Genomic DNA, 24,120 nt, shown 5'->3' on the forward strand with positions numbered 1-24,120 from the left:
CTCCGTCCATGTCAGGATGGACGGCCGACGAGATGCCGCGGTTGGACGGGAAGACGGTGGTCGTCACCGGGGCGAACAGCGGACTCGGGTTCGAGGGGACCCGGGAGTTCGCCGCGAGGGGCGCGACCGTCGTGATGGCGTGTCGGAGCGTCGAGCGCGCCGAGGCGGCGGCCGACGAGGTCCGGGCGGACGCCAGGGGCGGCCTCGACGGCGACCTCGACGTCCGCGAGTGCGACCTCGCGTCGCTCGACTCGGTGGGGGCGTTCGTCGAGGGCCTGCGGGACGACTACGACGCCGTCGACGTGCTCTGTAACAACGCCGGCGTGATGGCGATCCCGCGTAGCGAGACCGAGGACGGCTTCGAGACGCAGTTCGGCGTCAACCACCTCGGCCACTTCGCGCTCACCGGACGGCTGTTCGACCTCCTCGACGCCGCCGAGGGGATCGGCGGTGACGCCCGCGTCGTCACGCAGTCCTCGGGGGCCCACGAGCAGGGCGAGATGGACTTCTCGGATCTCAACTGGGAGCGGTCGTACGGGAAGTGGCAGGCGTACGGACGCAGCAAGCTCTCGAACCTGCTGTTCGCCTACGAGCTCCAGCGCCGGCTCGACGCCGCGAGCGACGAGGACGGCGACCCGGGGATCCGCAGCGTCGCCTGCCACCCCGGCTACACCGACACGAACCTCCAGATGCGGACCGCCGAGGAGAGCGGGAACCCGCTGATGAAGGTCGGCATGAAGGCCGCGAACGCGGTCCTCGGGCAGGACGCCGATATCGGCGTCGAGCCGATGCTGTACGCGGCCACCGCCGACGTCGACGGCGGGGCGTACGTCGAGCCGGGCGGCCTGATGAACATGCGCGGGCACCCGACCGTCGGGCGGTCGAACGACGCCTCCTACGACCGGGACGACGCCCGGAAGCTCTGGGAGTACTCGACCGAGGCGACCGGCGTCGAGTACCCGGTGTAGGCGGTTTTCGCGCGCCGCTCGCGCGGCCGCGGCTCGCTCGGTCCGTCCCTCAGTGAAGCGTTCCGTCCCGGACGTGGGCGTCGTGCGCGAACAGCGCGTAGCCCACATCGACCGGCCGGTAGCCCGTCTCGTCGGCGATCGCGCGGATCGGCTCGATCATCGTCACGTAGTCGGCGGCGTCGAACGACTCCTTGCGCCCGTCGAGGTAACCCAGCCGCTCCAGAGACGCCCAGACCCGCGTGTCGACGACGGCGTGCCGATCGCCGTCGAGCGCGGCCACCACGCACGACGCGGTCGCCGCTTTGAACCCGGCGAGGCCGGTGATGAGGTGGATCGACGAGAAGTCGCCGTCGACGGCGCGCGCGTTGCGCGTCACCTCGCGGCAGCGCGCCTCGGGATTCTTCTCGACGTGGTACGCGCTCCGCGTGGACGACTCGTAGGCGATCTCGTACAGCTGATCCCGCGTCAGGTGCCCCTGCGAGCGGTACCGCTCGCCGAACTCGTCGAGCCGCTCCGGGAGGACGCCCTGCGTCTCGGCGTAGCGGTCGAGGTTCTCGGCGACGAACGCGTCGAGGTCGTCGAGGTGGCTGTTAGGGTCGTCGGCCTCCATGTAGAAAGCTCGTCGCTCGCGGTGCGTAATATACACGGAACGCGTTTCGAGAGCTGTCCGAGTTCGCCGGTAGCGGATGCCGCCGGACGAGTTACAGCCGAGTGAGGTTCGTCGCGCGCGGACCCTTGTCCGCCTCCTCGATCTCGAACTCTACCTCCTGTCCCTCCTCGAGGTCCGGGCCGCCGACGTCTTCCATGTGGAAGAACACGTCCTCGTCAGCGTCGTCAGTCTCGATGAATCCGTAGCCGCCGGTGTCGTTGAAGAAGTCGACCTTGCCTGTCGCCATCGCGGATCAACTGTCGCCCGACGAGGTGATAAGTGTTGTGTGCCGCGTTCGTGGGGAGGAAATAGGGTCGAGTTCGGGCGAAACCCTCCGGTAGCTTCGGATTCTAAATTTTCTCTCTTGTCAGGCTTTGGTTTCGAATGGGAAAACGCACTAAGGGAGTATCCCGTAGTAGTACCCAAGATGAGTGCTAGAACGACCCACCTCGACATCACGGGGATGAGCTGCGCCAACTGCTCGGCGGCGGTCGGCGACGCCGTCGAGTCGCTGGACGGCGTCTCGCGGGCGGACGCGAACTACGCGACCGACGAGGCGAGCGTCGAGTACGACCCGGAGGCGACGTCGCTCGCGGCGATCTACGACGCGATCGAGGACGCGGGCTACGGGGCGGTCTCGGAGACGGCGACCGTCGCCATCACCGACATGTCGTGCGCGAACTGCGCGGACGCCAACCGCGACGCCCTCGAGTCCGTACCCGGCGTCGTCGACGCCGACGTGAACTACGCGACGGACGAGGCGCAGGTCCGATACAACCCCGCCGAGACCTCGCGGGCGGCGCTGTACGACGCCGTCGAGGACGCGGGCTACTCGCCGGTCCGCGAGGACGAGGACTCGAACGGCGAGGGGGAGGACGGCGACTCCGGCGAGAGCGCGCGCGACGCGGCTCGGAACGCGGAGATCAGAAAGCAGCTTCGGCTGACGCTGTTCGGCGCCGCTCTGGCCGCGCCGCTGCTGTTCTTCATGGCCGACAAGCTCCTCCTCGGGGGCGCCGTCGTCCCGGAGCGGGTCCTCGGCGTCAAGATCGGCTGGGTCCAGTTCGCGCTCGCGACGCCGGTCCAGCTGGTGCTCGGGCGGCCGTTCTACAGGAACTCGTACAAGGCGCTCGTCACGAACGGCCGCGCCAACATGGACGTGCTGATCGCGCTGGGGTCGTCGACGGCGTACGTTTACTCCGTCGCCGTCCTCCTCGATCTGGTCGCCGGGAGCGTCTACTTCGACACGGCGGCGCTGATCCTCGTCTTCATCACGCTCGGCAACTACCTCGAAGCCCGCTCGAAGGGACAGGCCGGCGACGCGCTGCGGAAGCTCCTGGAGATGGAGGCCGACACCGCGACCCTCGTCGACGAGGACGGGACCGAGCGCGAGGTCCCGATCGACGAGGTCGCGGTCGGCGACCGGATGAAGGTCCGCCCCGGCGAGCAGATCCCGACCGACGGCGTCGTCGTCGAGGGACAGTCCGCGGTCGACGAGTCGATGGTGACCGGGGAGTCCGTCCCGGTCGAGAAGGGCGAGGGCGACGAGGTCGTCGGCTCGACGATAAACGAGAACGGCCTCCTCGTCGTCGAGGCGACGAAGGTCGGCGCGGACACCGCGCTCCAGCAGATCGTTCAGACGGTGAAGGAGGCGCAGTCCCGCCAGCCCGACATCCAGAACCTCGCGGACCGGATCTCCGCGTACTTCGTGCCCGCGGTCATCGCGAACGCGCTGTTCTGGGGCGTCGTCTGGTTCCTCTTCCCCGAGGCGCTCGCGGGCTTCGTCGACTCGCTCCCGCTGTGGGGGCAGGTCGCGGGCGGACCCGGTTCGACCGGCGGGACCATCTCGGTGTTCGAGTTCGCCGTCGTCGTGTTCGCCTCGTCGGTGCTCATCGCGTGTCCCTGCGCGCTCGGGCTCGCGACCCCGGCCGCGACGATGGTCGGGACCACCATCGGGGCGCGGAACGGCGTCCTGTTCAAGGGCGGCGACGTCCTCGAACGCGCGAAAGACGTCGACACGGTCGTGTTCGACAAGACGGGAACGCTCACGGCGGGCGAGATGGAGCTCACCGACGTGGTCGCGACCGGTGAGGTCCCCGACGGCGGCGCGGTCGCCGAGCGCGGCGACGCGGCGGCGACGGACGACGCGACGGCGACGGCCGAAGACGAGATCCTCCGGCTCGCCGCTAGCGCCGAACGCGGCAGCGAACACCCCCTCGCCCGGGCGATCGTCGACGGTGCCGAGGCGCGCGGCCTCGACCTCGGCGAGCCCGAGTCGTTCGAGAACGTCCCGGGGCACGGAGTCAGAGCCACCGTCGACGGCGACGAGGTACTCGTCGGCAACCGGAAGCTGCTGCGCGACGCCGGGATCGACCCCTCGCCCGCGGCGGACGCGATGGAGCGGCTCGAACGCGAGGGGAAGACGGCGATGCTCGTCGCGCGGGTCCCCGCCGGCGCGGACGACGGGGAGCTCCTCGGCGTCGTCGCCGACGCGGACACGGTGAAACCGAGCGCAAAGGACGCGGTGAGCCAGCTCCGCGAGCGCGGGGTCGACGTGATGATGATCACGGGCGACAACGAGCGCACGGCCCGCGCGGTCGCAGAGCAGGTCGGCATCGACCCCGAGAACGTCCGCGCCGGCGTCCTCCCCGAGGACAAGTCCGACGCGGTCGAGGCGATCCAGAGCGACGGCCGTCGGGCGATGATGGTCGGCGACGGCGTCAACGACGCCCCCGCGCTGGCGGTCGCGTACGTCGGCACCGCGATCGGCTCCGGGACCGACGTGGCGATCGAGGCCGCCGACGTGACGCTGATGCGCGACGACCCGCTCGACGTGGTGAAGGCGATCCGCGTCTCCGACGCGACGCTCCGGAAGATCAAACAGAACCTCGTGTGGGCGCTCGGCTACAACACCGCGATGATCCCGCTCGCGTCGCTCGGGCTGCTCCAGCCCGCCCTCGCGGCCGGGGCGATGGCGTTCTCGTCGGTGTCGGTGCTGACGAACAGCCTCGCCTTCCGCCGGTACGATCCCGACGGAGACTACGCGCTCCTCGGGTTCCTGCGGCGCTGAACGCCACCGACGGTCCCTCGTCGGGCTCTCTCCCCGACTCTCTCGGCTCGCCGTCCCGAAGTCCCAAGACGGCGCGGAGCGTACGACGGCGCATGTCCACCCTCCTCGTCGTCGGCGGCAGCGGGTTCATCGGACGCGGCGTCTGTCGGTTCGCGGTCCGCGACGGCCACGAGGTCCGCAGCGTCTCGCGGGGCGGCCGCCCGGACCTCGCCGCCGACTGGGTCGACGACGTCTCGTGGACGAGCGCCGACCTCTTCCGGCCGAACGCGTGGCGCGATCGCCTCGACGGCGTCGACGCCGTGGTTCACGCCGTCGGGACCCTCACCGAGGCGCCGACCGACGGCGTGACCTTCGAGCGCGTCAACGGCGACGCGGCCCTCCTCGCGGCGCTGGAGGCGGAGCGGGCCGGCGTCGACGCGTTCGTCTTCCTCTCCGCGGCCGGGAAGCCGCCCGGCGTCCGGAACGCCTTCCTGACGGCCAAGCGACGCGCCGAGACCGGGATCGCCGACCTCGACCTCGACGCCGTCACCCTCCGACCGGGACCGGTGTACGGGGAGGGACAGCCGCACGTTCCCGGCGTGGTCGACCGCCTCCTCCGGTTCGTCGCGAGCGCGCGGCCGATCGCGTCCCGGCTCGGCGAGTCGCGGCCGCTCTCCGTGGACACGGTCGCGCGGGCGACGTACCGCGCCGCGCTGGATCCGGACGAGCGGTTACTCGACGTCGGTGATATTCGCGAACTCGCCGGGTGAACGGCGAGAGTAATCGGGCGCGTTAGCGCGCGCTCTGCTCTTTGGCGATCTCCAGCGAGATGAAGAAGCCGAAGTAGGCGGGGATCCCCGCGAGCATGAACATGTACAGCACCCACTGCGGGGCCGCCGAGAAGGCGACGTTGTACAGCGACGACGCGAGCCCGACCCACACGAGCGCGAACAGCAGGTCCTGTAACATTCCGGTGCCGTTCTCGCTGAGTACGTGCCGGGCGCGGTCGGCGACGCTCGGGTCGGTCGGCTCGTCGTCCGGCGTCTCCGCGGCGTCCGAGTCGGGCATATGGTGAGTGGCTGAGGGGGATACGTCGGTGTTGCGGAATCGCGCGGCGTCGACCGCGCGGCGAGTCGATCCGTCCGTCGGCGAGGAACCGAACCTCGGGGTTCAGTCCTCGTCGAGGTAGTCGACGACGAGGACGGGGACGTGCGTCGAGCGCAGGGTACGCTCCGTGACGCTGCCGAGCAGGGCGCGGCGGACGCCCGCGCGGCCGTGGCTCCCCATCACGATGATGTCGATATCGTGATTCTCGGCGTAGTCGGCGATCACCTTGTGGGGTCGCCCGCCCGCGACGTGTTCGACGACGTCGACGTCGCGCTCGGCGCCACGGTCGGCGACGACGCCGGTCGCCGCTTCGGCCTGTTCTTTCAGCTCGTCCATCTCGTCGAACCGACCCTGCTTGATTCGGTCCACCTGTTCGGTCCCGAGGCTGATGTTCACGGAGTCGATGTCGACGACGTACAGCGCGTGGACCTCGGCGTCGTACTTCTCCGCGAGGTCGAGGGCGTGGTCGACCGCTGCCTCCGCGACGTCGCTGCCGTCGGTGGGAACGAGGATGCGGTCGTACATTATCGCTCCTCCTCCGTCGTCTCGTCGTCAACTGCGCGACCACCGTCCGTCGCGACGTCTTCACCGCCGTCGGCGACCACGTCCTCGGCGGTCTGCTGTTGCCCCATCGGTTCGGGACTGTGACACTGGCGCACCATCCGCTTGGTCTCCAGTGGCGGTTCCGGCGTCGCCATCGAGACGACAATCGTGACGAGGAACACGAGCGGCGTTCCGATTAAAGCAGCGCCGATCGGCGGGACGTACTGGGCGTAGATCGGGACGATCGCCTGTCCGGAGCCACCGGCGATGTCGGCGAGGAAGCCCAGGTAGGCGGGCAGGACGCTGTTGATGATCGAAGTGATCCACAGCAGGAGACCGACGGACATCCCGGCCAAGGCCCCCTGGCGGTTGGTGTTCTCCCACCAGAGCCCGAGGAAGAACATCGGGAACAGCACGGTGCCGGCGAGCGAGAACGCGTAGGCGACGAGTTCACCGATGAGCGCCGGCGGGTTGAACGCGGTGACGGTGACCAGGGCGCCGATGCCGATGATGGTCGCCCGCCCGATGAGCACCTGCTGGCGCTGGGTCGCGTCGGGGTTGATGAGCTCCGAGTAAATGTCGTGTGCGACGGCCGAAGAGGCCGTGATGAACAGTCCGGCGGTCGTCGCGATGGCCGCGGCCATCCCGCCGGCGGCGACGAGGCCGACGAACCAGCGCGGCAGGCTCGCGAACTGGGCGGCCAGCACGACGATAACGTCCCCTTCCGCGCCGGACATCGCCTGTTGACCGCTGTAGACGGCGTCCGGGGAGAGGTTGTTGACCGCGGCGAACAGGTCGACGCCGAAGGCGGCCATCGCCGGCGCGGCCCAGTACAGGAGCATGATGAAGAACAGCCCCGAGACCGTCGACCACCGGGCCGTGCGCTCGTTTTTGACCGTGTAGAACCGGACCAAGACGTGCGGGAGTCCGCAGGTCCCGACGATGAGCGAGAACGCCGTCGCGACCCAGAGGTAGTAGCTGTTCCCGCCGATGAACGGTTCGGAGAACTGCCGGCTGAGTTCGCTGAACAGGGTGCCGTACTCGATCTGCGGGAGTATGGTGGAGTAGCCCTGTGAGAAGCCGACGACGTAGACGCCCGCGAGGAACGCGATGATGAGGATAACGTACTGGACGGCCATGTTCTTCGTCGCGCCCAGCATTCCGGAGAGCGCGAGGTACCCGACCGTTATGGTCATCATCACGACGATCATCGGGACGATGTCGAGCCCGAAGACGTACTGGCCGACGAGCCCCATCCCGCGGGCCTGGCCCACGGAGTAGACGTACGCGATGAGCAGCGTGGTGAACGCGGCCAGCGCGCGTGCCATCGGGGAGTTGAACCGGTCCGCGACGAAGTCCGGCGCAGTGTACTTCCCGAACCGGCGCATTTGCGCCGCGAGGAAGATGAGCAGGACGAAGTACCCGGTGGTCCAGCCGACGATGAACGCCAGCCCGTAGAATCCGGACAGCGCGACTAGCCCCGCGAGGCCGAGATACGAGGCGGCCGACATCCAGTTGGCGCCGATCGCCATCCCGTTCTCGATGTTGCCGATACCCCGGCCGGCGACCCACATGCCCTCGGCGTCCGCCACCTTGAACACGAACCCGATGACGAGGAACGAGGCCATCATCAGGAAGACGATGATCGCCGGGAGGAGCTTGAACGAGATGTCGAGCGCCTCAGCTTGAAGCGGGGCCATCATCCCTGCTGCCCCCCGTCGTCGACGCTCCCGGAGTCCGCGGGCTCCGCGGCGGTGTGTTCGATGCCGTACTTATCGTCCAACTTGTCGCGCTGACGGGCGTAGACGGCCGCCAAGACGAGGGCGCTCGTCGGCGCTCCGAAGGCGACGAGGAAGTAGTGGAGGGGGAACCCGAGCACCGGTACCGTCGTCGTCGTCATCGGCCCCGGAGCGAGCATCGTCAGTGTCACCGGGCCGAAGACGGCGAGCGCCCAGACGATGAACCCGGCCCAGACGATCCTGAGATGGTCCCGCATGTACGCGGTGCTCGGTTTCAGCAGGTTCACCTCTTCGCTGAGGTAGTCGGTGTCCCTGTGCGTCTGTGCGGCTCCGGCAGAGGCGACGCCCCCGTCGGTGGCCGCGTCGTCCCGTTCGCGTGAGGTATTATCTGTCATGTTTTGGCGTGAGTCGCGAGTTTGTTTATCTGAGTTTTTCGTGATAGTTGCCGTCGCGTCGTCCGTCGTGGTCGTGGCTGAGACGGATCGAAAACGGTGCGCCGAGCGCTACTCGGCGTCGGCCTTCTGCTGGATCTCCTCGACGATCTCGGGGTTCCGAAGCGTGCTCGTGTTCCCGAGCTCCTTGCCGTCGGCGATGTTCTCCAGCAGGCGGCGCATGATCTTCCCGGATCGGGTCTTCGGCAGGTCGGGCGTGAACACGACCTGCTCGGGCCGGGCGATCGGGCCGATGGCGTCTTCGACGCCCGCGACGATCGCGTCGCGGAGCTCGTCGTCGCCCTCGTAGCCGTCCTCGGTCGTCACGTAGGCGTACACCGCTTCGCCCTTGATGTCGTGATTGCCGCCGACGACGGCCGCCTCCGCCACCCCTTCGACCCCGACGATGGCGGACTCGATCTCCATCGTCCCCAGCCGGTGGCCGGAGACGTTGAGCACGTCGTCCACGCGGCCGAGGACGGTAATGTAGCCGTCCTCGTCGATCTTCGCCCCGTCCTCCGGGAAGTACACCCAGTCGTCGGGGTCGTCGCTGTCGGTGTCGGAGTACTCCGCCCAGTACTCCTCGATGTAGCGCTCGTCGTTGTTGTACAGCGTCCGGAGCATGCCGGGCCACGGCTTCTGTACCGTGAGGTACCCCGCCTTCCCGGGCTCGACCTCCTCGCCGAGCGTGTCGAGTATCTGAACGTCGAGCCCCGGCAGCGGCGGTCCCGCGGCGCCGGGCTTCATGTCCTTGACGCCGGGCAGCGTGGTCACCATCATCCCGCCGGTCTCGGTCTGCCACCACGTGTCCACGATCGGGCACTCCTCGTCCCCGATGTGCTGGTAGTACCACTTCCACGCGCGCGGGTTAATCGGCTCGCCGACCGTGCCGAGCAGGCGCAGCGAGGAGAGGTCGTGACGGTCGGGGTACTCCGCGCCCCACTTCATGAACGCGCGGATCGCCGTGGGCGCCGTGTACAGCTGGGTCGCCTCGTACTCCTCGACGATCTCCCAGAGCCGGTCCTGCTCGGGGTGATCGGGCGTCCCCTCGTACATCATCGTCGTCGTGCCGAGCGAGAGCGGCCCGTAGACGATGTAGGAGTGACCGGTGATCCACCCGATGTCGGCCGAGCAGAAGTACGTGTCATCCGGCTTGATGTCGAGGACGGACTGCGAGGTCCACGACACCCACGAGAGGTACCCGCCGGTCGTGTGTTTCACGCCCTTCGGCTTCCCGGTGGTTCCCGAGGTGTACATCAGGAACAGCATGTCCTCGGCGTCCCGGGTGACGGGCTCGACCTCGGCGCCCTCGTGGGCCGCGACGAGGTCGCCGTAGTCGAGCTGGTCGCCGCTGAGGTCGTGACCGAAGTCGTCGCCGTTCGGCCCGAGCCGGTCGACGACGACGGTCGTGGTGTCATGGTCGACGCCCGCGAGCCCCTCGTTCGCCTTGTCGAGGTGGTCGAGCGGGTCGCCGCGGCGGTAGTAGCCGTCGCAGGTGACGAGGTACTCCGACTCCGCGGCGTTCATCCGCGTCGCGAGCGCGTCGGCCGAGAACCCGGCGAACACGACGCTGTGGGGCGCGCCGATGCGAGCGCACGCCAGCATCGCGATCGGCAGCTCCGGGATCATCGGCATGTACATCGTGACCACGTCGTCCTCCTCGACGCCCTGCTCCCGAAGGGCGGCGGCGAACTCGTTCACCTCGCGGTGGAGCTCCTCGTAGGTGTACGAGCGGTCGTCCTCGTCGACGGGCTCGCCGACCCACTCGATGGCGACCTCGTCGCCGCGGTCGTTGAGGTGTCGGTCGAGGCAGTTCGCCGACGCGTTCAGCTCGCCGCCGGTGAACCACTCGTAGAACGGCGGGTCGTCGTCGTCGAGCACCCGGTCGTAGTCGGTTTCCCACTCCAGCAGGTCGGCGGCCGTCTCCCAACACTCCGGCCAGTTCTCCTCGAACTCCTCGTATATCTCCGGGTCGGAGACGTTCGCCTGCTCGACGAACGACTCCGACGGCTCGAACACCTCTTGCTCCGCTAATCTCGCTTCCAGTTGGCCGTCTCCCTCTGTCATGGTACGGTCGTATCCAACCAATATCACCATATAAACGCTGACGCTAAATACGAAAAATCGTGATGGATACCCCGGCGAGGCGCCCTGCTCGACGGCCCCTACTCGTCGGCGCCGACGATCCTCCCGTCCTCGCGGGAGGCCCGATCTCCGTCCTCCTCGAAGACGCCGTCGAGCAGGGCGCGCTGGGCCTTTCGGAGGTGGTTGTGGAACGTCGGGGAGGAGACGTCCATCGCGTCGGCGACTTCCTCGGCCGTGCTGCCGCGCGGCCAGTCGAAGTACCCGCCGTGGTACGCCGCCGACAGCGCGGCCCACTGGCGGTCGGTGAACCGGTCGGCAATCCCGTCCCGCAGCGCCGACTCCGTGCGCGGCGAGCGCGCGACCGACTCCTTGCTCGCCAGCCTGACGCCCGCGAACCGGTCGCGGAGCCCGTCGGCGACGGGCCTGACGTTCGTTCCCTCCGGGAAGTCGGCGACGACGCGGACCCGCCCGTCTGCGGCCGACGCGTCGCGCACCGTCGCCCCGTGGTCGATGAGCGCCCTGACGAGCGACCCGCCCGCGAGGCGCACCGACGCCGAACACCCGTCCTCCCGGGTCTCGATCACGCGGAAGTCGGAGACGCCCCTGACTTCCTCGACGACGGTCGCGAACTCCTGCGGACCGGCCCCGTCGACGGAGAGGTACGCCCGGGAGACCTCGTCGTCGACGTCGACGGTCGAGGCCAGTTCGATCCGGCAGTCCAGCCGCTCGCTCGCCCGGGCGAGGAACGCGCCGTCGTCGGTCGCGTGGAACTCGACCTCGGTGACCGCGTCGGAGTGGAGCAGCTCCCGCCACCGGTCCGCGGTGATCAGCCGACCGAGGCAGCGTCCGAGGACCGCGAGCGAACGCGTCTCCGCGTCGTCGACCGGGTCTGCGGCGGCGGCGACGACGCAGAGCGCGCCGTGGACCGCGCCCTCGTAGGCCGCCGGCACCGCGACCGCGGGCCGGCCGCCGGTCTCCTGTCGGCCGTCGGTCGAGACCGGCGCCTCGTCGGCTATCGCGTCCTGCCACGGGCCCCGCGCGGACACGTCGCGCTCCGCGAGCGTCGCCCGGTCGACGCCCGCGGTCGCGGCGATCTCGACCCGCTCGCCCCCGACCGCCCGACGGGCGAACCACGCCTCTGTCCAGCGGTCCGCCTCGGTCAGCCCGGCGGCGACGGCGGCGACGGGGTCTGACGGCCCGGACTCAGTGAGCGCCTCGAACCCCGGGAGGACGGTCGTCCCGGTCCGCCCGACGGTGGCGTCGGCGTCGGCGCCGGCGTCGACGGCGAGGGCGGCCGCCAGCGCCTCCCCGTCGAGCGGGTCGAGGTACGGGTCGAGCGTGCCGAGCGACTCCCAGCCGCCGGCGTCGCGGACGGCGCGCGGGTCGACATCTCGGTCGACGAGGTGCCGTCTGGCGAACGTCTTCCGGAGGGCGCTCGGCGTGACCCGCTCCTCGGGGGCGGCGTCGGTGCGATTCGCCGCTCGCGCCGCCGTCTCGCGCACGATCATCTGGACCCGGCGGGGCGAGACGTCGACGTACGGGTCGTCCGCGCCGAGCCCCTCGCTCGTCGCGTACCGGTCGAGGTCGGCGGCCAACGAGGCCGGAACGACGGTCTCGCGGTCGATCTGCTCGTCGATGTCGGCCGGCGGCGCCCCGTCTCCGTCCTCACGCTCGCGGTCCTCGGCCGCCGGTACCGCGAGGAGCCGCGCGCCGGCGCCCGACTCCGCCTCGTGGAGGTGTCGCGGGGCGACGCGGGTTATCTCCTCCGTCCGGAGGCCGGCCTCGCCCGCCAGCCTGACGACGAGCGCCGCTCGATACGTCTCCGCGGCGGTGACGAGCGCGTCGTAGGCGTCCGCGTCGAGTCCGTCGACCATTCGTTTCGGGAACCAACAAGAAGCCGAAACAAAACTGTTCCGGAAACGCGGATCTCGGTCCCTGAGCTACCGCGTCGTGGCGAGATTCCACCGTTCGGAAACGATGTTCCGGAGAAGTACTTCGCATCTGCTCGCATTCCCGAAATACTTCCGCCCGCACCCTCGCCAACGCGATCCCGCCCCGACATCCCGACACGCCGACGCGGCAAAAGGGGCTGTACGGTCGGTGGCAGCAGACGGAAGTCGACCGGTGCGGAACGTTCGCCAGCGTCGCGGGCGGGTGGCGGCGACCGAAGCTACGGCCGGCTGTTCTCGTCTCTGACGGTCGACTCGATCTCGCCCACGACCTCCGGGTTCCGGAGCGCGCTCACGTCGCCGAACTCCTCGCCGCGGGCGATGTCTTCCAGCAACCGTCGCATGATCTTCCCGGAACGCGTCTTCGGGAGTTCCGGGGTGAACACGATCCGGTCCGGGCGGGCCACGTCGCCGACCGCCCCCGCCAGCCGGTCGGCGACGGCGTCGCGGAGCCCCTCGTCGGGCTCGACGCCGCTCTTCGTCGTCACGTACGCCACGATGCGGCCGTCGCCGTCGCCGACGACGGCGGCCTCGGTCACGCCGTCGGCGTCGACGATGGCCGCCTCCAGCTCCCCGGTGTTGAACCGCTGGGCGCGGACGTTGATCACGTCGTCGACGCGACCGAGGATCGTGACGTAGCCGTCCTCGTCGACGGTCGCGCCGTCGCCGGTCCGGTAGCGCCAGCCGTCCTCGCCCCTGAGCCAGTACTCCCGGAGGTAGCGCTCGTCGCCCTCCCGGAGCCCGCGCAACATTCCGGGCCACGGCGACGCGAGCGTGAGGTACCCGGACTCGCCGGGATCGACCGGCTCGCCGTCCTCGTCGACGACGCGGGCGTCGATTCCGGGCAGCGGCGGGCCGACCTTCCCCGGTTTCATGGGGGTTATCCCGGGGAGGGTGGCAAGCGCGATGGCCCCGGTCTCAGTCTGCCACCACGTGTCGACGACCGGCGCGTCGCCGCCGCCGACGTGCTCGCGGTACCAGCGCCACGCCTTCGGCGTGATCGACTCGCCGACCGTCCCGAGCAGGCGGATCGACGAGAGGTCGTGCGACTCGGGGTACTCCGCGCCCCACTTCATGAACGACCGGATCGCGGTCGGTGAGGTGTAGAAGACGCTCACCGCGTTGCGCTCGATCAGGTCCCAGACGCGGTCGCGGTCGGGGTAGTCGGGCGATCCCTCGTACAGCACCGTGGTCGTCCCGGTCGCGAGGGGGCCGTACACCCCGTAGGAGTGCCCGGTGATCCAGCCGATGTCGGCGGCGCACCAGTAGGTGTCGTCCGGGCGCACGTCCAAGACCTTCCGCGTCGTCCACGCGACGTGCGCGAGGTAGCCGCCCGTCGCGTGCTCGACCCCCTTCGGCCGGCCGGTCGTGCCCGAGGTGTACATCACGAACAGCAGATCCGTCGCGTCCCGGGCGACCGGCTCGACGGTCTCGCCGTCGTGCGCGTCGACGAGCGCGCCGTATTCGTGTTCGTCGTCGCCGAGCGAGACGGCCAGCTCGTCGCCGAGGCGGTCGACGACGACGGCGGCCGACAGCTCGCTCTCGGCGCGGATCCGGGCGTTGTCCGCCTTCGATTTCTGGTTGAACGCGTCCTCGCGGCGGTAGTAGCCGTCGCAGGTGATCAGGTACTCGGAGTCGGCCGCGTCGATCCGGGTCGCGAGCGCCTCCGCGGACAGCCCCGCGAAGACGACGTTGTGCGGCGCGCCGATGCGAGCGCACGCCAGCATCGCGATCGGTAGCTCCGGGACCATCGGCAGGTACAGCGTGACCACGTCGTCCTCCTCGACGCCGAGGTCGCGGAGCCCGGCCGCGACCGCGTTCACCTCGCGGTGGAGGTCGAGGTAGGTGTACGACCGGCGCTCGCCGCGCTTGCCGAACCACCGGATCGCGAGCTGGTTCCGGCGGTCGTCGAGGTGGCGGTCGACGCAGTTCGCCGCGGCGTTGAGCCGCCCGTCCGGGAACCACTCGTAGAACGGCGGCTCGGAGTCGTCGAGGACCGTCTCGTACTCGCGGTCCCACGTCAGGAGGTCGGCCGCCGCGCGCCACGCGTCAGGCCCCTCCCGCTCGAACCGCTCGTACACACCCGGGTCATCGGCGGCGGCTCGCTCCAGGAAGTCGGCCGGCGGCGGGACGACGTCCTCGTCGCCGTCTGTCAGCCGCCCCCCGCCACCGGAGTCGTCCATACCACGTGATGGCCCGCGGAGGAACGTATACTTTGTCCGACCGCTCGCCGGGCGAAATGGTCCGGGCAGGACGGTCCGGCCGGAGCGGTCTGCGCGGGGCCGGGCGGCGGTCGGACGGTCTTCGGCGAGCGCCCGACCCGCGGCGGTCAGGCCGACTCTTCGGCGGGCGCCGCCGCCATCTCGGCAGCCTTCGCCCGGGCGCGGGCGACTATGGAGGGCTTCGCCTCGAAGTCGACGGTCACCTGGTCGCCCGCGTACGTCTCCTCGGCGACGTACCCGTGGTCGTGGACCCACGAGACGAGGCTCATCGCCTCGTCGGAGACCGGGAGGACGAGCCGCTCGCGCTCCCAGTCGGGAAGTTCGTCCTCGACCCGGTCGCGGAGTTCGGCGACCCCGGCGCCCGTCTTCGCCGAGACGGCGATCGGGTCGGGCGCGACGCCGGAGAGCGCGGCGCGCTTGTCGGCGAGCGCTCCCGGCTCCAGCCGGTCGATCTTGTTGAACACGGTGACGACCGGGGCCTCGTTGCGCTCGTAGAGGGTGTCGTGGCTCGTGACGAGCTTCTCGCGCATGGCCTCGACCGGCTCGCTCGCGTCGACGACGAGAAGGACGAGGTCGGCGCGGTACACCGAGTCGAGCGTCGACTCGAACGACTCCACGAGCCAGTGGGGGAGGTCCGCGATGAACCCCACCGTGTCCGTCAGCAGCACGTCGCGCTTCTCCATCTCGGCCCGGCGCGTCGTGGTCCCGAGCGTCGTGAACAGCATGTCCTGCGACTCCGCGGTGGTGTCGAGGTCGCGGTGACGCTCGGCGTTCTCGTCGACCGCCAGCTCGTCCGCGAGCCGGCGCATCAGCGTCGACTTCCCGGCGTTGGTGTACCCCGCGAGCGCGACGAGGTCGAAGCCGGAGTCGCGGCGCTGCTCGCGGCGCGCCTCCTCCTTCTCCGCGATCGACGCCAGCTCGTCGCGGATCTCGGATATCTGTCGTTTGATGTCGCGCTCGACGCTCTCGTCGTACTCGCCGAGCCCCATGAACCCGGGGCGCTCGTCGCGCTTCGCGAGGCTCGCCTTCGCCTCCGCCCGGGGGAGCTCGTAGCGAAGCTCCGCGAGCTCGACCTGGAGCTGCGCCTTCCGCGTGTTCGCGCGCTGGCCGAATATCTCGAGGATGAGCGTGAATCGGTCGACCACCTCGACGCCTTCGGGGAGCTTCCCGCCGACGTTGAACGTCTGGTACGGCCCCACGTCGTTGTCGATGATCACCGCGTCAGCGTCGGCGCGCCGGACGAGGTCTCGCAGCTCCGCAACCTTCCCCTCGCCGAACATGAACGCGGCGTCCTCGGTCCGGGTCTGGGTGAGTTCGCCGACCACGTCGTAGCCCGCCGCCGCCGCTAACTGACGGATCTCGGAGAGGTCGGCCGCACCGGAGTCGACGCGTTTGGCGACGACCGCTCGGCGTCCGTCGGTTCCTGAGTCGGCGTCGGCCGCCCCCGCTCCGGCGCCGTCGCTCATCGGAGGAGGTCCCGGACCGCGTACGCGGCGTGGTGTGCTGCCTGCACTGTCTCGCGCTCGCCTATGCTCTCGACGTATTTAAACTCGGGCTGGAAGCTGAGTCCGACGCGGTCGGCCGGCTCCTCGTAGAACTCGCCGCCCTCGGCGACGATCGGACCGTCGGGCGGCGCGGGGAGGTCGCCCACCGCGTCGGCGGCGAGCGCGACGGTCGCCTCCAGCGTCGGCCCCTCGCGCGCGGCGGCGAACCCCATCCCTTCCACGGAGCGGATCCGGGAGGAGTCGATCCGCGCGTGGACCGCGGCCGCGACCATCAGGTACTCGCCGTCCTCCTCGTGACGGCCGCTGATGTCCACGCCGACGACCTCAGGGGCGGGAACCGTCCACCACCGTTCGACCGGCGTGCGCGTTCGCGTCGACTGCTCGTGCGTCCATGCGAGGCCGTACGTGGGCCGTCGAATTGAACGTTTTCGTGGGTCGCCGCGCAGAGCGGCCCGGCGGCCCGAACGGCACGGTCAGTTCCGGAGGCTGTCGACGACGTCCGCGACGCGGTCGACCGCCTCGTCGACGTCGCCCTCGTCGACGTCGAGGTGAGTCGTGAACCGCGTCGTGTAGTCGTCGAACTCGACGCAGCCGACGCCGGCGTCCTTACAGGCCGCGTAGAGCGACTCGGCCGGGATGCCGGCCGCCTCGGTGTCCGCAACGACGATATTCGTGTCCGGCGCGGGCGCGTCGACGCCGTCGAGCGCGTCGAGGCCGGCCGCGAGCCGCTCCGCGTTTGCGTGGTCCTCCGCGAGGCGGTCGACGTTCTCCAGCGCGCGGAGCGCCGGCGCGGCGATCATCCCGGCCTGGCGCATCCCGCCGCCGAACAGCTTGCGGACCCGGCGGGCGTCCTCGATAAACGCCTCGTCGCCGGCGAGGATCGAGCCGACCGGGGCGCCGAGCCCCTTCGAGAGACAGAACGTGACGCTGTCGGCGTGGGCGACGATCTCGCTCGCGTCGACGCCGAGCGCGACCGCGGCGTTGAAGACACGCGCGCCGTCGAGGTGGACCGGCACGTCGGCCTCGCGGGCGGCCTCGGCCGCGGCCGCGATCCGGTCGACCGGGACCGCGATCCCGCCGCGGTAGTTATGGGTGTTCTCCACGGTGAGGAGACCGGTCCCGGGGCGGTGGAGGTCCTCGCCGACGAGCCCCTCGCGGACCGCCTCGGGGGTCGGGACGCACCGCTCGCCGGCGTCTATCGTCCGCGTCTGGACGCCGGAGAGCTTCGCCGCCCCCGCCAGCTCCCAGCGGTAGATATGCGACTCGCGCTCCAAGAGGAGCTCTTGGCCCGGCTCCGTGTGCGCGTGGACCGCGATCTGGTTGGCCATCGTCCCAGAGGGGACGTACAGCGCGGCCTCGGTGCCGACCGCGTCGGCGGCCTGGCGCTCTAACTCGTTGACCGTCGGGTCGTCGCGGTACACGTCGTCGCCGACCTCGGCGGTCGCGGCCGCGTCGCGCATCTCCTCGGAGGGCGTCGTGACGGTGTCGGACCGCAGGTCGATGAACTCGTCGTCGGACATCTGTTGTAGGCCCTACCGCGGCGCCGGGCATATATCCCGCGCTCGGCGAGCGAGCGGCGCAGCGAACGCGGGGCGGGAGATCCGCGCTCGGCGCGGTCGGTTCCGCGTTCGGTCCCTTCTTATTGACCGGGATCGATCCGTGACGTATGGCAACGGAAGCCGCGACAGACGACGCAGCCGACGCACCGGACGCCTACGGCGCGCTCCTCGACCGCGTCCAGCGGTGGAACGCGGTCGGGAGCGCCTCCGGCGTCCTCGGCTGGGACCAGCAGGTGATGATGCCCGAGGGCGGCACGCCCGCGCGGTCGAAGCAGCTCTCGGCGCTCTCCTCGGTCCACCACGACATGGTCACCGCCGACGAGACGGGCGAACTGCTCGACGAACTCGACGACGCCGACCTCACGGACGAGCAGGCCGCGGTCGTCCGGGAGGTCCGCCGCGAGTACGAGCGCGCCGACGCCGTCCCGGTCGAACTCGTCGAGGAGATCTCCGAGACGGGCTCCGAGGCGCTTCAGGCGTGGGAGGAGGCGAAGGCCGAGAACGACTTCGAGACCTTCGCGCCGTACCTGGAGAAACACGTCGAGCTGAAGCGGGAGTACGCGGAGCACATCGACCCCGACCGAGACCCCTACGAGGTCCTCTTCGAGGAGTTCGAGCCGTGCCTCTCGATGGAGCGCGCGGAGTCGATCCTCACCGAGCTCCGCGAGGCGCTCGTCCCGATGATCGAGGAGATCCGCGCGTCCGATGTCGACCTCGCCGTCGACACCTTCGAGGGGACCTTCCCCGAGGACGAGCAGGAGTCGCTCTCGCGAGAGGCGCTCGAGCTCGTCGGCTACGACTTCGACCGCGGCCGTCTCGACGTCTCCTCGCACCCGTTCACGTCCGGGAACCAGTTCGACTGCCGGGTGACGACCCGGTTCGACGAGACCGACCCGCTCGGCGCGGTCGGCTCGACGATCCACGAGTTCGGCCACGCGCAGTACAACCTCGGGCTCCCGCAGGAGCACTTCGGCACGCCGCTGGGCACGTCGCGCGACCTCTCGGTCCACGAGTCGCAGTCGCGACTCTGGGAGAACCACGTCGGCCGGAGCGAGGCGTTCTGGCAGGAGTTCCTTCCCGTCTTTCAGGAGCACTTCCCGCAGACCGAGGACGCGACGGTCCGCGACGCCTACGAGGCGTTCAACCAGGTGTACGAGGACAATCTCATCCGCGTCGAGGCCGACGAGCTCACCTACCACCTCCACATCGTCGTCCGGTTCGAGATCGAGCGCGACCTGATCCGCGGCGACCTCGACGTCGAGGAGGTGCCCGAAGTGTGGAACGACAAGTACGAGGAGTACCTCGGTATCCGTCCCGAGAACGACGCGGAGGGGTGTCTCCAGGACATCCACTGGAGCCACGGCAACTTCGGCTACTTCCCGACCTACTCGCTCGGTTCCGTGATGGCCGCGCAGCTGTTCGAGGCCGCCGAGGCCGAGATCGACGACCTCGACGCGAAGATCGCCGAGGGCGAGTTCGGCGACCTCCGCGACTGGCTCGGCGAGAACGTCCACCGGCACGGCGCCCGCTACGAGACGAACGAACTGGTGGTGCGCGCGACCGGCGAGGACTTCTCCGCCGACGCCTTCCTCGACTACGTCGACGAGAAGTACGGCGAGCTGTACGGGATCTGAGGCGCCGTCGAGCGCTCCGAACCCGCTTTTTTCCACCGTCGACGGTCCTCGGCGGGACGCGCTCGTGCGTCAGAACGACCGGTCCGTCGCGGCGGCGTCCGCGTCGAACGCGCCGACGGTCTCCACTGCGGCCGCCCCCGCGGCGTTGCCGACCGTCGCCAGCCGGCGGAGGTCCGACGCGCCGCCGTGCCGCGCGGCGAGGACAGCGCCCGCGAACGCGTCGCCGGCGCCGGCCGGTGTGGCAACCGTCGCCGAGGGGGGAGCGACGGTCAGGCGCTCCGTGACGGCCCCGTCGTCGATCCGTATCACCCGCGTCGCGTCGCCGCCGTCGGTGACGAACGCCGTCGCGGAGTGGTCCGCCGGGAGCAGTTCGAGCAGGCCCGCCGGCGTCGGCTCGACGCCGGCCACCCCGAGGTCGTCCGTCCCGGCGAACAGTAGGTCGCAGCGCGGGAGGACCTCTCGCAGCGCGTCTCGGTACTCTTCCGGGCCCGACCACTGGTTCGGACGCCCGTTGAGGTCGAACGCGACGCGGGTGCCGCGCTCCGCGGCCGCCGCGGCGAGGCGGCGGACCGTCGCCCCGTTCACCGCGGCCGGCAGCGTGACTCCCTCCAGCAGGATCCACTCGTACGAGGCCGCGAACGACGCTGGATCCTCCGGCGGTGTGAACCCGTAACAGCTTCCGGCCACCCACGCGTTCCATTCCTCGTCGCCCGCCGCCCCGGCGTACAGCGTCAGCGGTGACGGCGCGTCGACCCGCGCGAGGCGTTCCGTGCCGACCGGGCCGTTCGCGAGGTCCCCGGCGGCGGCCGCTCCGAGCACGTCGGTCCCGACGTTCGTGACGAGGTCGACCTCGCAGCCGGCCGCAGCGGCCCATCGGGCGGCGTTCGTCGCCGTGCCGCCGACGTGCCACTCGAAGCCGCTCCCGGGCGCGATCGGTCCGCCGTCCGTGGGGTAGAGGTCGACCGTCGTGTCGCCGACGACCGCCACTCCTCGGTCGCTGTCACTCACTGTCGCACCGTGTTCGCTACGCTGTAGCGGTACCCGCATGAATCTATCCACTCGATTCCCCCTCAGCCGCGCCCGCGATCCGGCCACCCATGGCCGAGACCGAGCGTGCGTCCGGCTGTGGGATATTTCCGGCCGGAGGGCGTCCCCGATCCATATGTCGCAGCCGCATTCCGATGTCGACCTCAAGCCGGACCTGACCGACGACGTCGCCCTCGTCACGGGCGCGAACCGCGGTATCGGAGCCGAGATCGCCGCGGGTCTCGCGGAACTGGGAGCGACCGTGTACGCCGGGGCCAGAGACCCGAACGACGTCACCGCGGCGGACCAGCGCGCCGTCGAACTGGACGTGACCGACGACGGGCAGATCCGGGCGGCAGTCGACCGGATCGAACGAGAGCGGGGGTCGTTGGACGTTCTGGTGAACAACGCCGGGATCTTCTCCCGGTCGGGACCGCTTCACGAGATGGACGAGGCCGACTTCGACCGGACGATGGCCGTGAACCTCCGCGGCCCGGTCCTGCTGACGAAGCGGGCGCTGCCGCTGCTTCTGGACGGCCCCGGCGGGCGCGTGGTCTCCATGTCGTCGGGCCTCGGACGCTTCACGGAGGGACGAATGGAGGGCGAGTATCCGCCGTACCGGCTGTCGAAGGTCGGTCTCGGAGGGTTGACAGCCTACCTCGACGGGGAGTACGGCGATCGGGGACTCATCGCCAACGCCGCCTCCCCCGGGTGGGTTCGGACTGACATGGGCGGGGACGGTGCGCCCCGCCCGCCGTCGAAGGGGGCCGAGACCCCGGTGTGGCTTGCCAGGTTCGCACCGGGGAGCCCGGGGGGACTACTCTGGAAGGACCGCGAGCGGGTCCCTTGGTGAGGGCGACGCGGACGCCCCGAGGGGCCGTCCCCGCACTCGCTCCGCGCTTATCCCAGCCGGAACCCGGTCATCAGGACGATGAGCACGAGCATCATCGCCCCCTCGAACAGTCCGACGACGAGGTTCTTCTTCTCGATCGATTCGAGCCGCGAGGCGTCCGGATCCGGCGACAGCGTCTCGTAGTAGGCGCTGAGCTGGAGCCGGTGCGGCACGGCGATCCCGAACGCGAACAGCCCCCAGCCGAGCGCGAGCGCGGCCCCCGACCACGCGCCGCCGAAGCCGTAGCCGAGGCCGAGGTCGGGCGTCAACAGCACCGTTCCGGACAGCACCGTCGTCAGCGAGAAGCCGACGAGGAAGAAGACCGCCTTCGGCACCAGCGTCGTCGTGACCGCGGCCGACGCCTCCTCGCCGAGACCACCGAGCGTCGGACCGATGATCGCCGGGAAGATCAGCGCGAACCCGAACCAGACCGCCCCGGCCGCGACGTGCGTGTAGAAGAGCAGTTCGGTGCTCCCGAGCGCGAGGCTCGCCCCGAGGAACGCCAGCGGGACGAGGAGGCTCCCGGCCGCGAACGCCGGATTCGCGGCCCGGGCGAGGTGTTGGACTCGATCGACGAACCCCTGTTCGACGATGCGGCGATCGGTCTCGTTAGCGACTGCCATGCCGTCTGATAACAATCAGCTCTAAAATGCGTTCTGGTCGACACGAACGCGGCCGGTTTCCGCCGCGGCGGTCACTTCTCGATGATGCTCTCCTCGACGGCCTCGCCGAAGTGGCGCGCGACGTCCTCGTAGTAGACGAGCGCCTCGTCGCCCGGCTCGACCTCGGTGACGGCCTTGCGGCCCTCGCCCGTCGCGATCTTCACGGTCTCGGCGTTCTGGATGAGCGTCTCGATCCGGTCGGTCCCGTCCTCCGTCTCGATCTCCGCTTGGATCCGGAACATCGGGCGCTTCTCGATCTTTACCCGGCCCACGACCGCCTCGCGGGTGTGGCCGTCTGTGTCGACGACCTGGACCTCGTCGCCGCTCGACAGTTCGGCGAGGTAGTTGGTGCCGCCCTCCGAGTTGCGGACGTAGGCGTGGACCGCCCCCGCGTTCACGCGGAACGGCCGCGAGGCGACGTACGGCGACTCCGCCGTCTCCGCGTGGACGAAGAAGAGCCCGCGAGACATCGAGCCGACGAGCATCCCCTCGCTGTCGTCCATCAGCGACCCCGTGTCGATACAGACCCGGTCGGCCCTCCCGGTCTGTTCGATCTCGGTCACCTCGGCGTAGCGGAGATCGAGCGTCTCGCGGTCCGCGGCGTCGCGGGCCTGGACCGCGCCGCGGATCTCGTCGGGTGAGTCGGCGTCGAGGAGGACGCCGTCGGCGCCGATCTCCAGCGTCTCGAAGGCGGTCCGGGCCTCCGCGGCCGTCGTCGCGCCGGCGACGAGGTGGGTCTCCTCGCCGACGCGGGCGATCAGGTTCTCCAGCGGGATGATCGACCAGTCCTCGCCCACGATCACGGTGAACTCGGCGTCGTCGGCGGCGGCCTCGGCGAACGCTTCGTACTCTGTGCCGAGGATGCGGACGTATGCGCCCTGCGCGCGGTCGTCGCGGCGGCGCAGCGTGGTCAGGTCGGCCGACCCGGAGAGGTCCTCCGGCATATCGATCGTCCCGTCGCCCTCCCCGCCCTTCCCGACGAAGTACGCGTCGGCCTCGGCGTCGCTCTCGGCGTCGTCGATCACGTCCGCGTCCGATCGGAAGGCGGCCACGTTCACGTCGCCCAGCTCCCGGACCCGGCCGACGTCCCCCTCGTCGACGAGCACCCAGTCCGCGCCGGCCTCGATGGCGGCGGTGACCCGTCGCTTGCGCGCCTCCCAGTCGCCGACGGCGCCGTCGGCTTTGACCCAGACCGTGCGTGTCATTGTCGGAACCTCACGGCGCGGCGGCTTGAAAACTGCGAAAGGAACAGGGAGTCCGACCGGATCTCGCACGGTCGACCGCGGGCGCTCGGCCCGCCCTCAGGCCTCGACGAACCCGCCCGCCCGCAGCGCCTCGTCGACGCCGGCGTCATCGTGGACGACCGCCGACACCGCTCTCGCGATCCCCTCCGGGTCGTCGTGCTGGAAGATCGACCGCCCCATCGACACCCCGGCGGCGGCGCCGTCCATCGCGCCGCGTACCATCTCGACCGTCTCCCGGTCGGTGCCCTTCGAGCCGCCGGCGATGACGACGGGGAGCCGCGTCGACTCCGTCACGCGGGCGAACGAGTCGCCGTCGCCCGAATACCCGGTCTTCACCACGTCGGCGCCGAGCTCCTCGGCGAGCCTGACGGCGTGTCCGAGGGCCTCCGGGTCGGACTCGTCGACGCCCGGGCCCCGGGCGTACGCCATCGCGAGGACGGGGAGCCCCAGCCGCTCCGCGTCGGCGGTCAGCTCCGCGAGGTCCTCGATCTGGTTCGGCTCGTACTCCGAGCCGACGTTGATGTGGAAGGAGACGGCGTCGGCGCCGGCCCGGACCGCGTCCGCCGCCGTGCCGGTGACGCGCTTGTCGCTCTCGTCGGGGCCGATCGTCGTCGAGCCGTTGAGGTGGACGATGTACCCCGCGTCGTTCTTGTTCGGGTGGACGCGCTCCGCGATCCCGCGCTGGGTGAGCACCGCGTCCGCCCCGCCGCTGGTGACGCCGTCGATCGTCGACTCGATGTCGACGAGCCCCTCGACGGCGCCCATCGTGATCCCGTGGTCCATCGGGACGATCAGGTAGCGGTCGTTCGTGGAGATGCGGTCGAGTCGTGCCGAGAGTCCTGCTGTCATAGTGGGGTGG

At 70.2% G+C, this 24,120-nt stretch carries 21 protein-coding genes; 5 read left to right on the top strand and 16 right to left on the bottom strand.

What is annotated here, in order from left to right; all coding sequences use genetic code 11:
• Positions 1–8 precede the first annotated feature (8 nt).
• Positions 9–968, top strand: coding sequence for an oxidoreductase (locus EXE51_RS01425; protein WP_137691912.1), 960 nt, complete (start codon positions 9–11; stop codon positions 966–968).
• Between the two features lie 49 nt (positions 969–1,017).
• Here EXE51_RS01425 and EXE51_RS01430 read toward each other — a convergent pair whose 3' ends face one another.
• Together EXE51_RS01430 and EXE51_RS01435 are read right to left on the bottom strand one after the other, a co-directional pair.
• Complete coding sequence (locus tag EXE51_RS01430; protein WP_049929586.1) at positions 1,018–1,578, bottom strand: hypothetical protein; 561 nt, start codon at positions 1,576–1,578, stop codon at positions 1,018–1,020.
• A gap of 91 nt (positions 1,579–1,669) precedes the next feature.
• On the bottom strand, positions 1,670–1,864 hold the full coding sequence (locus tag EXE51_RS01435; RefSeq protein ID WP_004045866.1) for a cold-shock protein: 195 nt from the start codon (positions 1,862–1,864) through the stop codon (positions 1,670–1,672).
• A 180-nt stretch (positions 1,865–2,044) separates the two neighbouring features.
• Between EXE51_RS01435 and EXE51_RS01440 the strand changes: the two genes are divergently transcribed.
• Both EXE51_RS01440 and EXE51_RS01445 read left to right on the top strand, forming a co-directional pair.
• Entirely contained in the window at positions 2,045–4,684 is a 2,640-nt protein-coding gene (locus tag EXE51_RS01440; protein ID WP_137691913.1) for a heavy metal translocating P-type ATPase, read from the top strand.
• A 92-nt stretch (positions 4,685–4,776) separates the two neighbouring features.
• Entirely contained in the window at positions 4,777–5,433 is a 657-nt protein-coding gene (locus tag EXE51_RS01445; RefSeq protein ID WP_089307663.1) for an NAD(P)-dependent oxidoreductase, read from the top strand.
• 22 nt (positions 5,434–5,455) lie between these two features.
• Here EXE51_RS01445 and EXE51_RS01450 read toward each other — a convergent pair whose 3' ends face one another.
• The 10 genes from EXE51_RS01450 to EXE51_RS01495 form a co-directional block, all read right to left on the bottom strand.
• On the bottom strand, positions 5,456–5,731 hold the full coding sequence (locus EXE51_RS01450) for a hypothetical protein (RefSeq protein WP_049929583.1): 276 nt from the start codon (positions 5,729–5,731) through the stop codon (positions 5,456–5,458).
• Between the two features lie 102 nt (positions 5,732–5,833).
• Positions 5,834–6,295 carry a universal stress protein gene (locus EXE51_RS01455; protein WP_086215797.1) on the bottom strand — a complete coding sequence of 154 codons (462 nt, stop codon included), beginning with the start codon at positions 6,293–6,295 and terminating at the stop codon, positions 5,834–5,836.
• Positions 6,295–8,016: a cation acetate symporter gene (locus EXE51_RS01460; protein WP_094495573.1), complete on the bottom strand. Its 1,722-nt coding sequence runs from the start codon at positions 8,014–8,016 to the stop codon at positions 6,295–6,297. The genes EXE51_RS01455 and EXE51_RS01460 overlap by 1 nt, the downstream gene beginning before the upstream one ends.
• A complete protein-coding gene (locus tag EXE51_RS01465) occupies positions 8,013–8,447 on the bottom strand; it encodes a DUF4212 domain-containing protein (protein ID WP_137691914.1) in 435 nt (144 codons plus the stop codon). Before EXE51_RS01465 ends, EXE51_RS01460 begins: the two co-directional genes overlap by 4 nt.
• A gap of 108 nt (positions 8,448–8,555) precedes the next feature.
• Complete coding sequence (gene acs / locus EXE51_RS01470) at positions 8,556–10,550, bottom strand: acetate--CoA ligase (protein WP_137691915.1); 1,995 nt, start codon at positions 10,548–10,550, stop codon at positions 8,556–8,558.
• Positions 10,551–10,648: 98 nt separating this feature from the next.
• Positions 10,649–12,442: a bacterio-opsin activator domain-containing protein gene (locus EXE51_RS01475; RefSeq protein WP_137691916.1), complete on the bottom strand. Its 1,794-nt coding sequence runs from the start codon at positions 12,440–12,442 to the stop codon at positions 10,649–10,651.
• Between the two features lie 296 nt (positions 12,443–12,738).
• Positions 12,739–14,700 carry an acetate--CoA ligase gene (acs, locus tag EXE51_RS01480; RefSeq protein WP_094592527.1) on the bottom strand — a complete coding sequence of 654 codons (1,962 nt, stop codon included), beginning with the start codon at positions 14,698–14,700 and terminating at the stop codon, positions 12,739–12,741.
• Between the two features lie 146 nt (positions 14,701–14,846).
• Positions 14,847–16,205: a GTPase HflX gene (gene hflX / locus EXE51_RS01485; RefSeq protein WP_089307656.1), complete on the bottom strand. Its 1,359-nt coding sequence runs from the start codon at positions 16,203–16,205 to the stop codon at positions 14,847–14,849.
• Entirely contained in the window at positions 16,202–16,558 is a 357-nt protein-coding gene (locus EXE51_RS01490) for a DUF2209 family protein (protein ID WP_086215790.1), read from the bottom strand. Before EXE51_RS01490 ends, hflX begins: the two co-directional genes overlap by 4 nt.
• A gap of 159 nt (positions 16,559–16,717) precedes the next feature.
• The gene (locus EXE51_RS01495; RefSeq protein ID WP_049929575.1) at positions 16,718–17,764 is read right to left on the bottom strand and encodes a low specificity L-threonine aldolase; all 1,047 of its coding nucleotides are present in this window, start codon (positions 17,762–17,764) and stop codon (positions 16,718–16,720) included.
• Between the two features lie 146 nt (positions 17,765–17,910).
• Here EXE51_RS01495 and EXE51_RS01500 point away from each other — a divergent pair, with 146 nt between their 5' ends.
• The gene (locus tag EXE51_RS01500; RefSeq protein WP_094495570.1) at positions 17,911–19,437 is read left to right on the top strand and encodes a carboxypeptidase M32; all 1,527 of its coding nucleotides are present in this window, start codon (positions 17,911–17,913) and stop codon (positions 19,435–19,437) included.
• Between the two features lie 69 nt (positions 19,438–19,506).
• Here the strand turns inward: EXE51_RS01500 and EXE51_RS01505 are convergent, their stop codons facing one another.
• Entirely contained in the window at positions 19,507–20,445 is a 939-nt protein-coding gene (locus tag EXE51_RS01505) for a carbohydrate kinase family protein (protein WP_137691917.1), read from the bottom strand.
• Positions 20,446–20,599: 154 nt separating this feature from the next.
• On the opposite strand from EXE51_RS01505, the gene EXE51_RS01510 reads away from it, so the two are divergent.
• The gene (locus EXE51_RS01510) at positions 20,600–21,316 is read left to right on the top strand and encodes an SDR family NAD(P)-dependent oxidoreductase (protein ID WP_137691918.1); all 717 of its coding nucleotides are present in this window, start codon (positions 20,600–20,602) and stop codon (positions 21,314–21,316) included.
• 47 nt (positions 21,317–21,363) lie between these two features.
• Here EXE51_RS01510 and EXE51_RS01515 read toward each other — a convergent pair whose 3' ends face one another.
• The 3 genes from EXE51_RS01515 to EXE51_RS01525 all read right to left on the bottom strand — a co-directional run bounded on the left by EXE51_RS01515 (position 21,364) and on the right by EXE51_RS01525 (position 24,110).
• Positions 21,364–21,978 carry a hypothetical protein gene (locus EXE51_RS01515; RefSeq protein ID WP_049929571.1) on the bottom strand — a complete coding sequence of 205 codons (615 nt, stop codon included), beginning with the start codon at positions 21,976–21,978 and terminating at the stop codon, positions 21,364–21,366.
• Between the two features lie 71 nt (positions 21,979–22,049).
• A complete protein-coding gene (locus EXE51_RS01520; RefSeq protein ID WP_094495566.1) occupies positions 22,050–23,222 on the bottom strand; it encodes a 3-dehydroquinate synthase II in 1,173 nt (390 codons plus the stop codon).
• 96 nt (positions 23,223–23,318) lie between these two features.
• Positions 23,319–24,110, bottom strand: a complete 792-nt coding sequence (locus tag EXE51_RS01525) for a 2-amino-3,7-dideoxy-D-threo-hept-6-ulosonate synthase (protein WP_049929569.1) — start codon at positions 24,108–24,110, stop codon at positions 23,319–23,321.
• Positions 24,111–24,120 lie beyond the last annotated feature (10 nt).

The sequence above is a fragment of the Halorubrum sp. CGM5_25_10-8B genome, assembly GCF_005435095.1.
Lineage (GTDB): Archaea > Halobacteriota > Halobacteria > Halobacteriales > Haloferacaceae > Halorubrum > Halorubrum ezzemoulense.